This is a genomic window from Brevibacterium sp. p3-SID960, from assembly GCF_025144725.1.
GTDB lineage: Bacteria > Actinomycetota > Actinomycetes > Actinomycetales > Brevibacteriaceae > Brevibacterium.
On the sequence record NZ_JALXKS010000011.1, the window covers coordinates 55592 to 70174 of the forward strand.

The window sequence follows — 14583 nt, forward strand, 5'->3', positions numbered from 1 at the left end:
ACGCGGAATGCGGCAGTTTCAGGCCTAGGCGGGTTCATCTGCGGCGTTCCGCTGGACCCGCCACCCCCGCCGTCCCACCGCTGCGGCAGCACCGCCGTCATCGGCTGCGCAGCGGTGGTCACCTGCGCAGATAGTCGACGAACGCCGCCGCCAGCGGGGCCATTGCGGCCTCCACCTCCGGCTCGGCGTTCGTGATCTCCGCAAGCACCTGTTCGCGTGCCTTGCCGCACCACACCGGCATCGACACATCGGCTCCCCACCCCCGCGCCTGCGCTGCTGTGGTCTCGGGATGGAACTGCGTGCCCCACGCCTGACCGATCCGGAACGCCTGCACAGGTGCGTCGGTGCCGTCGACGAGGTGGACCGCGCCCGGCGGCAGGCCCATCTCCTCCTGGTGCCACAGAACCGCAGGCGCCGAGGCGGGCATCGCTGAGAAGACCGGGTCGCCTGCGGCTTCGGGCCGGGCGGCGACGATGTACGCCCCGACCTGCGGGACACGCCGGCGGCGCAGCTGCCCGCCGGTCGCTGCAGCGAGCAGCTCGCCGCCTAAGCAGATGTTGAAGCTGGGGAATGCTCCCTCGGCCGAGGCGGCGAGCAGGCTGCGCACGTGCGGGAACCACGGGTTGTCCTCATCATCGAGCGGGCCAGCGGCTCCGCCGAGGACGATGAGGCCGTCGTAGTCGGCGCGCAGCGCGGCTGCATCGGCTGGCAGCGGCGGGCCGAGGCCGGCATGTTCGGACCCGAGGTAGGGTCGGGCGACGATGAGCTCGGCACCTGCGCGTTCGAGCCAGTAGCCGAAGCGCCGGGCATCAGTGCCGGCTTCGTGTTCGATGACGAGGATCCGCAGTGACATGTCTCCACAGTAGCGCCGGGGCAGTGTTCATCGGCAGGTCGTGGGCGCCCTTCTGACGTCTGCTGCCGGGCAAGCGCAGACGGGGCTCCCCTCCGTGTGGAGAGGAGCCCCGCAGGCTCAGCTCAATGTCTGTGCTGTGCCGCTGAGGTCAGTCAGCGACGTAGTACATGCGCTTGTTGACGAACTCGTCCATGCCCAGCGGGCCGAGCTCGCGGCCGAAGCCGGAGCGCTTGACGCCGCCGAAGGGCACCTCGGCACCCTCCCCGGCTGGGGTGTTGACGTTCGACATGCCGACGTCGAGCTGCTGGGCGATCTTCTCCGCCCGGGCCCTGTCCTTGGAGAACACCGCGCCGCCGAGACCGAAGTCGGTGTCGTTGGCCAGCGCGAGAGCCTCCTCATCAGAGGACACCTTGTACACGACGGCCACGGGTCCGAAGAGCTCCTCGCGGTAGGCCTCCATGTCGCTGGTGACATCGGTGATGACGGTCGGTGCGTAGTAGGCGCCGTCCCCGCGCTTGCCGCCAGCGCGCAGTGTCGCGCCGTCCTTGACAGCCTGCTGGACCTGCTCATCGAGCCGGTCGGCTGCCTCCTTCGACGACAGCGGCGTGTAGTTGGTCTCGTAGTCATCGCCGGGTCCGCCGGGCTGCATGCCCTCAGCGAGGCTCGTGAGCTCGGAGACGAACGCGTCGTAGATGTCGTCCATGACGATCATCCGCTTGTTGGAGTTGCAGGCCTGGCCGGTGTTGTACATCCGGGTCTCCCAGGCGGTCTTCGCCGCTTCCTTGACGTCAACGGTGTCGAGGATGACGTACGGGTCGGAACCGCCGAGTTCGAGCACGGCCTTCTTCAGGTGCTTGCCGGCCAGCGCACCGACGACCGAGCCGGCCCGTTCGGAGCCGGTCAGCGAGACGCCCTGCACGCGCGGGTCAGCGATGATCTCGGCGATCTGATCGTGGCTGGCGAACAGGTTGTTGTACACGCCTGCCGGCACACCGGTGTCATCCATGATCTGCTGGATCGCCTGGGCTGAGCGCGGGCAGATCTCGGCGTGTTTGAGGATGATGGTGTTGCCGAGCATGAAGTTCGGAGCGGCGAACCGGGCGACCTGGTAGTAGGGGAAGTTCCAGGGCATGATGCCCAGCAGCACACCGATCGGGCGGCGCTCGACGTACGCCTTGCCCTCGGAGAAGGTCGGGATCTCCTGGTCAGCGGCCAGCGTGGGGCCGTTGTCGGCGAAGTAGTTGAAGATGTCGGTGCAGTATTCGGCTTCCTCAACGCCTTCGGGCAGCGGTTTGCCCATCTCGTCGGCAATGATCTGGGCGAGCTCGTCCTTGCGCTCGGTGAAGAGCTCGGCAACGCGCTTGACGACCGTCCCGCGCTCCTCGATCGGCATCTCGCGCCACGACTGGTAGGCCTGGTGGGCGCTGTCGAGGGCGGTGTCGACGTCGGCCTGGCTGGCGGTGTCGAAGGTCTCGACGATCTCACCGGTGGCGGGGTTCTGCACCCGGTATCCTGCGCTGCTCATGGGGTGTCCTTTCGGTTCGGCCGCGCCCGAGGTGCCGGGCGCGTGGATCTGTCAGGGTCAGGTGAAATGGGCTGAAGGTGGTCGTGTCAGGTGTCGGTGTGGTCGGTGTCGGGAAAGCCGAGCGCGTCGGCCATCGCCTGCCGGATCTCCGGGTACCGGAACCGGTAGCCGAGTTCATCCAACCGGGTGGGCACCACCCGCTGGTCGGCGAGCACGAGCTCCTGAGCAGCCTGCTTGCCCAGCAGCACCTCGGGACCCAAGCGCGGAGTCGGCACAAGCGCCGGCATCGAGGCCAGCCCGGCGAGCGCCTGAGCGAACTCGGCCTGGCGCACCGGTTGTGGGGCCGCGGCGTTGACCGGCCCGCTCATCGTCGGGTCGACGGCGGCGCGGGCGTAGATGCGGGCGATGTCGTCAAGCGAGATCCACGACATCCACTGCTGGCCGTCGCCGATCCGCCCGCCGAGGCCGGAGAGGTACAGCGGCAGCTGCAGGCGCAGCGGTCCTGACAGTGCGGTGAGCACCTGGGCGGTGCGCACGGACACCCAGCGCACGCCGAGCGCTTCGGCTTGGGCGGCTTCGGCTTCCCAGGCGCGGCACACCTCGGCGAGGAACCCGCCGCCGGAACCGGCATCTTCGCTGAGTTCCTCGTCGCCGCGGTCGTAGCCGTAGTAGCCGATCGCCGAGGCGCAGATGAACGCCTCGGGCCGGCGGGTCTCCGACAGCTGCTCCATGGTGAGCACGATGAGCTTCGTCGAATCGCGCCGCGAGCGCATGATTCGGTCCTTGGCTGCCGGTGAGAAGCGGGTGCCGATCGTCGCCCCGCCCACGTGGATGACGACATCGGCCCAGGCGAGTGCGCTGGGGTCGAGGATGCCGAGGTCGGGGTTCCACTTGATCTCGGAGGCCTTCCTCGGGGTGTCGCGCACCAGTGTGCGCACCTCGTGTCCGCCGGTCGACAGGAGGGCGGCGACCTGTGAGCCGACGGTGCCTGAGGCACCGGCGATGAGTATCTTCTTCCGCTCCGGCCCGCCGATCGCGGTGAGCTCATCCTGGTAGGCGAGGTCGGCGAGCAGCCGTTCGCTGCGGGCGCTGAAGATCGCCCGCAGGGTCGGCTCCATCGCGGTCGCATCGATCTCGGTCGCACCGGGCAGAATCCCGGGGGCGAAGCTGTAGTCGATGTGATCGTCGATGCGGGTGAAGGCCGAGCCGACGGATTCAGCGCCGGTGACCTCGGTGAAGGTGTGGGTGTGTTCCCAGGAGCTCAGCGGTCCTCGCACCTGCCGGTCGATGAAGGAGTGCTCACTCGGCCCGGCGGCGTGCTCGACGGAGAAGGGGGTGCGCACGAGCCCGTGCGTGCCGGGCAGGGTGATCTTCATCGACGCCTGCGAGCCCGGCGTCAGGGGCTCGGCTTCCTGTTCGATCTGCATCGCCCATTCCGGGCTCAGCCGGGTCAGCGCCCCGGGCCGTCGATGCCATGCGAAGACGGTGTGCAGAGGGTACGGAACGACCAGCGAACTCGTGAAGACTGCCATAGTCCTACTGTTTCAGGAAAACCTGGCAGTAAGCACAGTCCCGGCGGACTCTATGAGTCAGAGCCGACCCCGAATGCGTCGAGCGTCGCTCCGGGGCCGAGGATGCGGGCGGCGAAGCGCTTCATGCTGAGTTCCTCGTCTGTGCGGCAGTGAAGATCTCGACGTGCGACTGGATGCCGGCCCCTTCTTCGGAAGGCACGAACCGGTCAAGGGTCTCTTGGTCGGGGAAGATGATGTCGGATAGCTCGAAGTGGGCGGCTTCCTCTTTCAGGCCCTGGGTGCCGACGTGGTGTCGACGCTGCGCAGCGCGGCGTCAGGGCAGAGCGTGTGGTTGATGAAGACGTAGGCCTCCGGGGTGGGGGCGCCGGTGGCCAGGCACCAGTTGTCCATCCACAGGTTGGCGACCGGAGTCGGGAAGACGAACTGTCAGCGGTCCAGGTCACCGGATGCGAGCAGTCCCTGCCGGGCGTCGCCGTTGAAGACCTGGAGCCGGAACCCTCTTAGCCGGCGGCGTCGATGAAGTCCTGCCAGCTGGTCAGCTCCCGGTCGATGACGGTGCGCTCGCAGACGTAACCGGTGGTGCCCCAGGCCTTGCAGACCGAGTACTGGCATAATCTACTGATTTAGCACTTTTACTCTCTCTTATAAACTGTTTTCGCAACCTGATATGGTCAGAACCACTGATTACATTGTTATGGTGAGTTCTGAAGGAGGCGTCATGACCGCTGAGACCCCTGCGCCGGGTAAGGAGCTCGATGCCAAGTCCAAGGCGATCATCGAGGCCCTCCAGCAGGATGGCAGGCGCAGCTATGCCGAGATCGGCCGCGACATCGGTATGTCCGAAGCGGCCGTGCGCCAGCGGGTCTCCAAGCTCACCGCCGCCGGGGTCATGCAGATCGTGGCCGTCACCTCTCCCCTGCAGCTGGGCTTCAACCGGCAGGCGATGATCGGGGTGAAGGTCAGCGGAGACATCACTGAGACCGCCGAGATCCTCAGCCAGCTCCCGCAGGTCGACTACACCGTCGTCACCGCAGGGGTCTACGACATCCTCATCGAAGTCGTCTGCGCTGATGACGATGAGCTGCTGGCCTTGCTGCGGCAGCTGCGCTCGATCGAGCATGTCGAATCAACCGAGACGATGATGTACCTCAAGCTCTGGGATCAGAAGTACAACTGGGGCACACGCTAGGAAGTGGAGAACCACGTGGAACAGCACAACCTGCAAACCGGCATCCGCGATCACGTGTGGATGCACATGGCCAATCACAAACACCTCTTCGAGGGCGGCCGCACGCCGGTCATCACCCACGGCGAGGGCCACCACATCTTCGACGACACCGGCAGAAAGCTCATCGACGGGCTTGCCGGCCTGTTCGTCGTCCAGGTCGGCCATGGCCGTGAGGAACTCGCACAGGCCGCCTATGATCAGACGAAGAAACTCGGCTTCTTCCCCCTGTGGTCCTACACTCACGAACCGGCCATCCAGCTCTCTGAGCGCCTGGCCGGGTACGCCCCCGGTGACCTCAACCGCGTGTTCCTCACCTCCGGCGGCGGCGACTCCGTCGAGTCGGCGCTGAAGCTGGCGAAGAACTACTTCCGGCTCACTGGCAAGCCCGGCAAGCACAAGGTCATCTCCCGCGCCACCGCCTACCACGGCACTCCGCACGGCGCGCTGAGCGTCACCTCCCTGCCGGATCTGCGCAATCAGTTCGCTCCGCTCGTGCCCGGTGCCCACAAGGTGCCGAACACCAACTTCTACCGTGCCGATGACCGCTTCGCCGGCGATGAGAAGGCCTTCGGCCAGTGGGCCGCCGACCGCATCGAGGAGGCCATCGAGTTCGAGGGCGCCGATTCGGTGGCAGCCGTGTTCCTCGAGCCGGTGCAGAACTCCGGCGGCTGCTTCCCGCCGCCGCCGGGCTACTTCGAGCGGGTGCGCGAGATCTGCGATGAGCACGACGTGCTGCTCGTCTCCGATGAGACGATCTGCGCCTTCGGCCGCATCGGTTCGATGTTCGCCTGCAACGACTTCGACTACGTGCCCGACATCATCACCTGCGCCAAGGGCATCACCTCCGGCTATGCGCCGCTGGGTGCGATGATCGCCTCGGATCGTCTGTTCGAGCCCTTCGGCAAGGGCGGAGAGACCTTCTACCACGGTTACACCTTCGGCGGTCACCCCGTTGCCTGCCACGTCGCGATGGCCAACCTCGACATCTTCGAAAGCGAAGAGCTCAACACCCGGGTCGCCACGAACGCACCGACGTTCCGCAAGACCCTGGAGAAGCTGCTCGACCTTCCGATCGTCGGCGATGTGCGCGGCGAGGGCTACTTCTACGGCATCGAGCTGGTCAAGGACCAGGCGACGAAGGAGACCTTCACCGCTGAGGAGTGCGAACGCGTCCTCAAGGGCTTCGTCTCCTCCGCCCTGTACGAGCGCGGCCTGTACTGCCGCGCCGATGACCGCGGCGAACCGGTCATCCAGCTCTCCCCGCCGCTGACCTGCGGCCCGGAGGATTTCGAGGAGATGGAGCAGATCATCCGCTCGGTGCTCACCGATGCGTGGGAGCTGATCTGAATCTGAATCCCCCTTTCGGCGCAGGAGAGACGTAAACGCCAAGAGGCTCGCACGGTTCCGCGACTGTACGAACCTCCTCCGATTCAAAGGGGTCCGTTTGCAGCACTTCCCGCCGACTGGGGTGCTCTCGTTAGCCACCTGACCTCCAGCTAGACTCATCTCGTCTGATCCCGCCGCCGCATACAGCTGACCGAAAAAGGAATGGCGAATGACACAGCCGGAACCACCCAAGAAGATCTCGGCTCCCCCAGTCCAGGGGCCACGACGAACTCGCCGCGAGCGACGGGCTGCAGAGCAAGCTGCCTCCTCGCCCAAGCAGATTCACTTGCCGGAAAGGGCTCGGCTTGGGTACTCGAGAGTCGTCGGGGTTTTCGCTGCTATCTTCACTGTGATCGGGTTCTTAATTCTGATGGACGGGGAAGCGAGCTTCGCGCTCTTCAGCGTCTTCTTCTGCGCAATGCTTCTGTGGGTCTCCGCAGCAATAGTCAGAGTCGTTGAAAAGATCTACGAGCTTCTTCACGACCAGGCATACGGTCTGCTGTAACACCTAAGGCTGGGCGACATCATTGTCGCCCAGCCTGACGCGTAAGGTCAGGATTGCAATGAAGCGCCCACTGCCCGCAGCACCATCAGTCAGCTCTTCAGCAGGCGCTGGGGCAGGTCGGCCATTGAGCCGATGACCCCGGTGGCACCGCTGCCGTCTAAGCCAGATTCATCGAGCTTGCCGGTGAGGACACCGCAGACCATTCCAGCCCCGGCCTTCTCTTCGGCCTGGGCGTCAAATCGCCACTTCCAGGCAAAGAGACAGCGGAACATGATTGCCAGCAATGAGGTGTTGACAATTCCCAGATGCGACCCGGGCAGTGATTCAGCAGGCGCGCGCCGATTTTCGCTGTAATGCCACTTCCCGGCAAAGACCAAGTTGTCTCAACTTGACGCCGTAGTAGCATGTGAAGAAGGTCACCAAACTCGCAGGAGGCTCACATGAGTGAGGTTGAAGAACAACTTCGAATTCTTGCCCGAAAGCTTTCCAAGATCCGACCCTCAGTCCTCACCGAAGAGGCGACGAAAACAGCCCTCATCATGCCGTTCATCCAAGACGTACTGGGCTTCGATGTCTTCAACGTTGACGAAGTCATCCCTGAGTTCGTAGCTGACGTCGGTTTGAAAAAGGGCGAGAAGATCGACTTCGCCATCGTCAAGAATGATGAAGTCGCAATTCTCATCGAGTGCAAGAAACTTATCGAGCCACTCAGTCTCGAGAACGCATCTCAGCTTTACCGATACTTCAACGTGACGACGGCGCGGATTGCTGTGCTGACGAATGGCAATGAGTACCGCTTCTATACCGACCTTGACGAACCGAATCGCATGGACGCCAAGCCTTTCTTGGAGTTCACCGTCGAAGACGTAGACAGAGTGGCAGTGCATGAACTGGAGAAGCTCAGCAAACAGAACTTTGACCTTGAGTCAGTGCTGAGCGCTGCGGAAGAGCTCAAGTATGTGTCTGCAGCCAAACGAGTATTCGCCGCCGAGGCCAAAGAGATCTCCTATGACATGGCAACCCTCGTTCTCAACCGGATCTACTCTGGCCGGATCACACAGCGCGTTCGAGAAGAGCTGACACCGCTCGTCGCAAAAGGACTCAGCCGATTCATCGGCGACCAGGTCAACAACCGTCTGTCCGCCGCGCTCGGAAGTAATGAAACGGAAGAAGCTCCGGTTGAAGAGACGGAAGAAGCTCCACCAACAGACGCCGGTGACGACGGTATTGAGACTACCGACGACGAGCAGCATGGTTACTACATTGTTCAGGCGATCCTCAGCAGTGAAATTGCGGTGGAACGTGTTCACATGCGTGATGCGAAGAGCTATTGCGCGATTATCTTCGATGACAACAATCGCAAGCCGATCTGCCGGCTCCGATTCAATAACCCTGAGCGGTTGAGGGTCGGCCTGATGAACGGCGATAAGACTGAGGAAGTCGTCGATATCGACCGTCCATCAGATCTCTATGCTCACGCCGAACGCCTGCGGGAGACAGCACGCCGGTATGTTTGACGCTTACACGTGAGCATTGACGGACGCCAGCGCTCGTCTCTGACGTAGCATTAAGGCATGACGATGAGCGCCCGCCGAGGTTGAAGCAACGTTGCTCGCCCTGAGTCGGCGGGCTCGAGCGGCTGTCATCCGGCGAGAAGTGCGTAGCCTCGTAGAACAGCGCGGCGTAGTAGAACCAGATGAGGCAGCTGCCGCGTGGCGTTCAGAAGTGCATCGGCGGATCTTCAACATCAAGAACTGCGGCGCTGGGCTGCTGGACCCCGAACAATCACATGCAAAACTCCGGGCTGAACTGGCGGCGCGCCACACGAGACGCTCAATATTAGCGAGCGCCGGCGCTAAGACGTGTGCTCACACCCCCCGCAGCCAGGCGGCGTTGGCAAGGAACTCAGCAACGTCGTCGATTGCCGTGTCGCCGAACGAGGCCCGAGGCGAGTAATTCGTCTCGTTCGCGTCACCGTAGGGTTCGGCTCCGACGAGTGCGTAGGCGCCTGGAACTTCGGCAAGCACATGCGAGAAGTCCTCGGAGCCAGTCAGCGGCTCGGACATCTCCGTCCACGAGCCCGCGCCGAAGACCGTGTCGATGACCCGGCAGGCGTAGGCGGTTTCGGTGGCATCGTTGACGGTGACCGGATAGTCGGGCATCGCTTCGATCTCCGCCGTCATCTGATGGGCCTCGGCGATCGAGACGGCCAGCTGCTGGACGTCGGCGAAGAGCCGCTTCTTCGTCGCCGGGGTGAAGGAGCGCAGCGAGATCTTCATCTCCGCGGTCTCCGGGATGATGACCGAGTCAGTGCCGGCCTGCAGCGATCCCAGGGTCGCGACGACCGGTTCGAAGGGGCCGAAACGGCGGGCGACGAGCGTGTTGAGGCCGATGCCGATCTCGCAGGCTACTGGCACCGGATCGAGGGCGAGGTGCGGCACTGAACCGTGTCCGCCTCGACCGCGGATGACGATGCGCAGCTCATCGCAGCCGGCCATCAGCGTGCCCGGGCGCAGATGCCAGGTGCGCGGGGCGAACATCCCAGAGTAGACATGGGCGCCGAACGCGGCTTCGATCGGCTTGCCACCCGCCTCCAGCAGCCCGTCGTCGATCATCCACTTCGCTCCGACGTAGGCTTCCTCGGCCGGCTGGAACATGAACAGCACATCGCAGGACAGCTCGCTGCGGCGCTTATGCAGCATCCGCAGCGCGCCGACCAGGCCAGCGGTGTGAATGTCATGGCCGCAGGCGTGCATGCGACCGGGGATCTTCGACGCCCATGGAATATCGACATTCTCTTCGACCGGCAGCCCGTCCATATCGCCGCGCAGCAGCACCAGTGGGGTATCAGCACTCGAGTCCGGAGCCCGCAGGATGACGATGATCGAAGACTGGCGCTCACCGGTGGTGATCTCCAAGCCGTCGAGATCGCTGATCGCTTTGAGCACCTTCGCCTGAGTGCGCGGCAGTTCGGTGCCGAGCTCGGGATGCTCGTGCAGGTCATGGCGCAGCTCGCGCAGGAAGGCGCGCAGTTCGTCGTTGACGGTCAGCGGTGCGGCGGTGGGCTCAGCAGTCATATCGGGTCTCCTTGTGAAAGGTGCAGGGATGGGGCCGTGCAGAAGCCAGGGTGGCACAGAGAATAACGCCCGCCGATCGGCGGGCGGTGCGTCACCGCACGCGCCTACCGGCCTGCCACACACCGATGGTGTGCTGGCGGATCTTCTCGGCTCCGCCGTCACGCAGGTCGGTGTCGAAGAGCACAAGGTCAGCTGTCTGACCGGGTGCGATCCGCCCGATGTTCTCGTCATCGAGCAGGCGTGCCGCGACCGAGGTGGCGGAGGCGAGCGCATCGACAGGGGCCATGCCGTTGGCGATCATCAGCTCGATCTCCTCGAGATTCTGCCCGTGCTCCCCGACTCCGGCATCGGTGCCCATCGCGATCTGCACACCGGCCTCGTAGGCGGCGGCGATCGAAGCGGCGTGCGTCTCAGCGACCCGCCGGGCCTTGTCGACGACGGCTGGCGGCAGTGGTGCGCCGGCATCGGCTGCGGCGATGACGGACATCGGGGCCTGCAGCGTCGGAACGAGGAAGGTACCGGCCTCGAGCATCATCTCGATCGACGCCTCGTCGAGGTAAATGCCGTGTTCGATCGAACGAACCCCAGCCCGCAGCGCGTTCTTGATCCCCTCAGTGCCCTGGGCATGGGACATGACATAGGAGCCCTGGGCGTGCGCCTCGGAGACGATGACGGCGATCTCCTCCTCGGTGAACTGGGAGTGCCGGGGGTCGTCGGTCGGCGACAGCACCCCGCCGGTCGAGCAGATCTTGATCTGATCGGCACCAGCGCGCAGGATCTCTCGCACCTTCCGCAGCACGCCTTCTGGCCCGTCGGCGACACCGTCGGGTCGGCCGGGATGGCTGGTGAGCATCGGCATCGAGCAGCCTGAGGGCATCTGCCCGTCACCGTGCCCGCCGGTCTGGGACATGATCGAGATCGCCAGGCGCAGATCGGGGCCGCTGATGAGCCCGGTCTGCAGAGCGTGACGCACGCCGGCGTCGGCGCCGCCGGCATCACGGGCAGTGGTGACACCGGCGCAGAGGGTGCGCTGCAGGTGGACGACGGACTTGTAGAACTGCAGTGAGAACGGTTCGGTGACGGCGGTCAGCGATCCCGCGTCGGAGAAGCACACGTGGACGTGGCAGTCGATGATGCCCGGGGTCAGGGTGTGGCCGTACGCGTCGATGACCTCGACGTCACTGCTGGCAGCATCCGCGCCTGAGTCGGCCGGTGAGTCCTCTTCCGCCACCGGTGCCTCGGTCGCGGTGAGCGACTCGATCACGCCGCCGGTGACGCGCACGTCCTGCAGCTGGGGAAGGAAGTCCTCCCCGTCGAACACCCGTACTCCGCGCAGCAGCGCCCTGCCCGTCATCGACGTGGATTTCTCCACCATGTGGCACCTCTTCCATCAGCAGACATCGTTGTCGTGGTTGCTGACACGCTATCGGGTCGTGGCTGCTCACACGCTATCGGGGTGGGTCGCGTGCGGCGAAGCTATAGGGGTGCGTCGCGTGCGGCGAAGAGGATTCTCAGCAGCGTGGGGACGGGCGCGCAGCAGCGCGGGCGCGCGGAGCATGGACCGCCGACGATGCGAAACAGCCCCCCACCGAGGTGTTTCGCCTGGTGAGGGGCTGTTGTCTCAATGTGCGCGAGGGGGGACTTGAACCCCCACGATCTTGCGATCACTGGCACCTGAAGCCAGCGCGTCTACCAATTCCGCCACTCGCGCGAGCAGCACCAGGAAACTCTAACACCCTGCCCGCGGCAGCGCCAATCCGGTGGCACAGGACACAGCTGATACCGCTCTGCGGGGTTGGCCGGAACAACCGGTAACAACCGCAGAGGCCCACCTCAGGCGCGACAGCGGTATGGCATTCTGGGCAGATATTCATCACAGTCGGCATGTGATTGACAAGGTATCGCGTTAGCATGGAGTGTTGACAGCTCGCACGCTGATCCCTTCAACGTGCACGCAGAACCGACCGCACGACCCGCTGCCGCAGCCCGCTGCCGCAGCCCACGTGCCGCAGCCGGCAGGAGAGGAGGCACCGGATGGGCGTACTCGATCGCTTCGAACGCCGCATCGAACGCGTCGTCAACGGCGCCTTCGCCAAGGCCTTCCGCTCCCAGGTCGAGCCCGTCGAACTCGCCGGCGCACTGCGCACCGAGTCCGACAACCGCGCAGCCGTCGTTTCCCGCGGGCGCACGCTGACAGCCAACAGCTATACGATCGAACTCTCCGCCAACGACTTCGACCGCCTCGAGCCGATCCAGGCCGAGCTGCGCCGCGATCTGCGCCAGGTCGTCGGCGACCATGCCGTCGAACAGGGCTACAGCTTTGTGGGCCCCATCAACGTCGGCTTCGAACGCGCCGAAGACCTCGACACCGGCATCTACCGGGTGCGCTCCAACACGCTGCGCCCCGACGGCTCGCCGGCCGCGCAGCCGCCCAACCGGGGCGGCTACGACCCTGAGAGCCGCGCCAACCCCATCGTCGCCGAGGAATGGGAGCAGCGCACCGGTCACACCTCTTCGCGACCGAACCCGCAGGTCGCCGCCAGCCGCGCATCCGGCCACGCGCCCGCCGCCACCTCCGTCCCGGCTCCGGCATACCCCGGCGCTGCCGGTGCGACGATGGGCCGCCCCCGAGGCGCCGAGCACCCCGGATCGAACGTCCAGTGCAGCGCCGAGATCAACGGTCGCAGCTACCGCCTCGGGGAGGGCACCACCGTGTTCGGCCGCTCCTCGAACAGCGCCGACATCGTCCTCGACGACTCCGGCGTCTCGCGCCGGCACTTCGAAATCACAGTGCGCGACGGCCACGCCACCGCTGCCGACCTCGGGTCGACGAACGGCACGCTGCTCGACGGCCGCCGCATCACCTCTGTCATGCTCACCGATGGGGCGCGGCTCACCGCCGGCGACACAGAGGTGCTGTTCCGGCACCGGGAAATGGGAGGCTGATGAGCGAGTTCACCGTCCTGGTGCTGCGGTTGGCGTTCTTCGTTCTGCTGTGGCTCTTCGTCTTCCTCATCGCCGGTGTCCTGCGCCAAGACCTCTTCGGCCCACGTCGCAGCCGCAATCGAGCGTCCCGACGCAGCCGGAAGACCGCTGGCAGCCCCGCTGCTGCGCCTGCCGGCTCGGCCTCCTCGCAGCCACACCACCCGCCTGCTGCCGCGCCGCAGCAGCCCCACTCCCTCGTCGTCACCTCCGGTGCGCTGCAGGGGATGGTCATCGCGCTGGGCACCGCGCCGATCACGATCGGCCGCTCCGGTGACAACACCCTGGTACTCGACGACGACTTCGCCTCCGGCCATCACGCCCGCTTCGTCCCCTCCGGCGGCCGCTGGTACGTCGAGGACCTCGGCTCCACCAACGGAACCTTCATCGGCGAACAGCGCCTGTCCAGCCCCGTCCCCATCTCCCCCGGCACCGCCGTGACCGTCGGCCACACCACCATGGAGCTACGTTCGTGAGCAGTCCCCACCCCATCATGCTGCGCTCAGCCGCTCGCTCCCACGTCGGCGCGGTGCGCAAGAACAACCAGGACTCCGGCTATGCCGGGCCGAACTTCCTGCTCATCGCCGACGGCATGGGCGGGCACGCCGGAGGTGACGTCGCCTCGGCGATCACCGTCGCCCGGCTCTCCGACCTCGATGCCGACGATCACGAACACGACGCCTCCGAAGCGCTGCGCACCGCGATCCTCGACGCCAATGAGCGCATCACCAACTCGGTGGCCGAGAAGCCCGAACTCGCCGGAATGGGCACCACTGTCACTGCGCTGCTGCGCGCCGGTTCGAAGCTGGCTCTGGCCCACATCGGCGACTCGCGCGGCTACCTGCTGCGCGACGGCGAACTCGACCTCGCCACCCATGATCACACCTTCGTGCAGATGCTCGTCGATGAAGGCCGCATCACCGCCGAAGAGGCCGAACAGCATCCGCAGCGCTCGGTTGTCATGCGCGTGCTCGGCGACGTCGGCGCGGCACCGGAACTCGATATGTCGATCCGCGAGGCGCGCATCGGGGATCGGTGGATGCTGTGCTCGGACGGGCTGACCGGATTCGCCGACATCGACGAGATCAAGCACACCCTGGCCACCGTCGACGACCCCGGCGCCTGCTGCGACCGGCTCGTCGAAATGGCCCTCGACGGCGGCGGCGCAGACAATATCACCGTCGTCATCGGCGATGTCGTCGCGGCCGACGAGAGCGCTGAGACCACCAGCGGCGAATCGGTCGGCTCCGTGCGCGACAACCCGCAGTTCGCGCTGCTGGGCCAGAAGGACACCCCCACCGAGCTCATCGACACCGGCCAGTTCGACACCATCGGCGAGGAGAACACCGCCACCCACCCACTCGACACCGTCAACCCGCCCGACAACGGCGCACCTGCCGCGGCGAGCGGCGCCTCGGGCACGGCCGGCGGCCCCCGCGGGGGCCCCCCCCCCCGGGGCCCGAGGCGGGAGCTGGCGGCCCAGGCGACCGGTGCC

Annotated in this window: 14 protein-coding genes and 1 tRNA gene; 7 read left to right on the forward strand and 8 right to left on the reverse strand. The window is 65.5% G+C overall.

Translation table 11 applies throughout. The features are described 5' to 3' along the window. Positions 1 to 118: 118 nt before the first annotated feature. The 4 genes from M3B11_RS05325 to M3B11_RS05340 form a co-directional block, all read right to left on the reverse strand. Positions 119 to 853, reverse strand: a complete 735-nt coding sequence (locus M3B11_RS05325) for a type 1 glutamine amidotransferase (RefSeq protein WP_259875700.1) — start codon at positions 851 to 853, stop codon at positions 119 to 121. Positions 854 to 1001: 148 nt separating this feature from the next. Continuing rightward, entirely contained in the window at positions 1002 to 2378 is a 1377-nt protein-coding gene (locus tag M3B11_RS05330) for an NAD-dependent succinate-semialdehyde dehydrogenase (protein WP_259875701.1), read from the reverse strand. Positions 2379 to 2464: 86 nt separating this feature from the next. Beyond that, on the reverse strand, positions 2465 to 3910 hold the full coding sequence (locus M3B11_RS05335) for a TIGR01777 family oxidoreductase (RefSeq protein ID WP_259875702.1): 1446 nt from the start codon (positions 3908 to 3910) through the stop codon (positions 2465 to 2467). Between the two features lie 267 nt (positions 3911 to 4177). Beyond that, on the reverse strand, positions 4178 to 4300 hold the full coding sequence (locus tag M3B11_RS05340) for a hypothetical protein (protein ID WP_259875703.1): 123 nt from the start codon (positions 4298 to 4300) through the stop codon (positions 4178 to 4180). A 328-nt stretch (positions 4301 to 4628) separates the two neighbouring features. Between M3B11_RS05340 and M3B11_RS05345 the strand changes: the two genes are divergently transcribed. The 3 genes from M3B11_RS05345 (at position 4629) to M3B11_RS05355 (ending at position 7029) form a co-directional block, all read left to right on the forward strand. Further along, on the forward strand, positions 4629 to 5099 hold the full coding sequence (locus M3B11_RS05345; RefSeq protein WP_259875704.1) for an Lrp/AsnC family transcriptional regulator: 471 nt from the start codon (positions 4629 to 4631) through the stop codon (positions 5097 to 5099). A 15-nt stretch (positions 5100 to 5114) separates the two neighbouring features. After that, a complete protein-coding gene (locus tag M3B11_RS05350) occupies positions 5115 to 6485 on the forward strand; it encodes an aspartate aminotransferase family protein (RefSeq protein WP_396121536.1) in 1371 nt (456 codons plus the stop codon). A 208-nt stretch (positions 6486 to 6693) separates the two neighbouring features. After that, positions 6694 to 7029 carry a hypothetical protein gene (locus M3B11_RS05355; RefSeq protein ID WP_146004360.1) on the forward strand — a complete coding sequence of 112 codons (336 nt, stop codon included), beginning with the start codon at positions 6694 to 6696 and terminating at the stop codon, positions 7027 to 7029. A gap of 89 nt (positions 7030 to 7118) precedes the next feature. Here the strand turns inward: M3B11_RS05355 and M3B11_RS05360 are convergent, their stop codons facing one another. After that, positions 7119 to 7406 carry a hypothetical protein gene (locus tag M3B11_RS05360; protein WP_146004359.1) on the reverse strand — a complete coding sequence of 96 codons (288 nt, stop codon included), beginning with the start codon at positions 7404 to 7406 and terminating at the stop codon, positions 7119 to 7121. Positions 7407 to 7469: 63 nt separating this feature from the next. Between M3B11_RS05360 and M3B11_RS05365 the strand changes: the two genes are divergently transcribed. Next, on the forward strand, positions 7470 to 8546 hold the full coding sequence (locus M3B11_RS05365) for a type I restriction endonuclease (protein ID WP_259875705.1): 1077 nt from the start codon (positions 7470 to 7472) through the stop codon (positions 8544 to 8546). Between the two features lie 351 nt (positions 8547 to 8897). On the opposite strand, the gene M3B11_RS05370 is transcribed toward M3B11_RS05365, so the two are convergent. The 3 genes from M3B11_RS05370 to M3B11_RS05380 all read right to left on the reverse strand — a co-directional run bounded on the left by M3B11_RS05370 (position 8898) and on the right by M3B11_RS05380 (position 11817). After that, positions 8898 to 10106, reverse strand: coding sequence for a M20 family metallopeptidase (locus M3B11_RS05370; RefSeq protein WP_259875706.1), 1209 nt, complete (start codon positions 10104 to 10106; stop codon positions 8898 to 8900). Positions 10107 to 10197: 91 nt separating this feature from the next. Continuing rightward, positions 10198 to 11481: an amidohydrolase family protein gene (locus M3B11_RS05375; RefSeq protein ID WP_259875707.1), complete on the reverse strand. Its 1284-nt coding sequence runs from the start codon at positions 11479 to 11481 to the stop codon at positions 10198 to 10200. Positions 11482 to 11733: 252 nt separating this feature from the next. Further along, positions 11734 to 11817: transfer RNA gene (locus tag M3B11_RS05380), tRNA-Leu, on the reverse strand. A 323-nt stretch (positions 11818 to 12140) separates the two neighbouring features. Between M3B11_RS05380 and M3B11_RS05385 the strand changes: the two genes are divergently transcribed. The 3 genes from M3B11_RS05385 to M3B11_RS05395 all read left to right on the forward strand — a co-directional run. Further along, the gene (locus tag M3B11_RS05385) at positions 12141 to 13052 is read left to right on the forward strand and encodes a DUF3662 and FHA domain-containing protein (RefSeq protein ID WP_259875708.1); all 912 of its coding nucleotides are present in this window, start codon (positions 12141 to 12143) and stop codon (positions 13050 to 13052) included. Next, a complete protein-coding gene (locus tag M3B11_RS05390) occupies positions 13052 to 13564 on the forward strand; it encodes an FHA domain-containing protein (protein ID WP_259875709.1) in 513 nt (170 codons plus the stop codon). Before M3B11_RS05385 ends, M3B11_RS05390 begins: the two co-directional genes overlap by 1 nt. Next, on the forward strand, positions 13561 to 14583 hold a 1023-nt coding region (locus M3B11_RS05395; RefSeq protein ID WP_259875710.1), incomplete at its 3' end, for a PP2C family serine/threonine-protein phosphatase. The genes M3B11_RS05390 and M3B11_RS05395, both read left to right, overlap by 4 nt.

What these genes read in the sequence shown, in the direction of transcription:
- M3B11_RS05325 (WP_259875700.1), bottom strand. Translation starts at nt 853, where the DNA reads ATGTCACTGCGGATCCTCGTCATCGAACACGAAGCCGGCACTGATGCC.
- M3B11_RS05330 (WP_259875701.1), bottom strand. Translation starts at nt 2,378, where the DNA reads ATGAGCAGCGCAGGATACCGGGTGCAGAACCCCGCCACCGGTGAGATC.
- M3B11_RS05335 (WP_259875702.1), bottom strand. Translation starts at nt 3,910, where the DNA reads ATGGCAGTCTTCACGAGTTCGCTGGTCGTTCCGTACCCTCTGCACACC.
- M3B11_RS05340 (WP_259875703.1), bottom strand. Translation starts at nt 4,300, where the DNA reads ATGGACAACTGGTGCCTGGCCACCGGCGCCCCCACCCCGGAGGCCTAC.
- M3B11_RS05345 (WP_259875704.1), top strand. Translation starts at nt 4,629, where the DNA reads ATGACCGCTGAGACCCCTGCGCCGGGTAAGGAGCTCGATGCCAAGTCC.
- M3B11_RS05355 (WP_146004360.1), top strand. Translation starts at nt 6,694, where the DNA reads ATGACACAGCCGGAACCACCCAAGAAGATCTCGGCTCCCCCAGTCCAG.
- M3B11_RS05365 (WP_259875705.1), top strand. Translation starts at nt 7,470, where the DNA reads ATGAGTGAGGTTGAAGAACAACTTCGAATTCTTGCCCGAAAGCTTTCC.
- M3B11_RS05370 (WP_259875706.1), bottom strand. Translation starts at nt 10,106, where the DNA reads ATGACTGCTGAGCCCACCGCCGCACCGCTGACCGTCAACGACGAACTG.
- M3B11_RS05375 (WP_259875707.1), bottom strand. Translation starts at nt 11,481, where the DNA reads ATGGTGGAGAAATCCACGTCGATGACGGGCAGGGCGCTGCTGCGCGGA.
- M3B11_RS05385 (WP_259875708.1), top strand. Translation starts at nt 12,141, where the DNA reads ATGGGCGTACTCGATCGCTTCGAACGCCGCATCGAACGCGTCGTCAAC.
- M3B11_RS05390 (WP_259875709.1), top strand. Translation starts at nt 13,052, where the DNA reads ATGAGCGAGTTCACCGTCCTGGTGCTGCGGTTGGCGTTCTTCGTTCTG.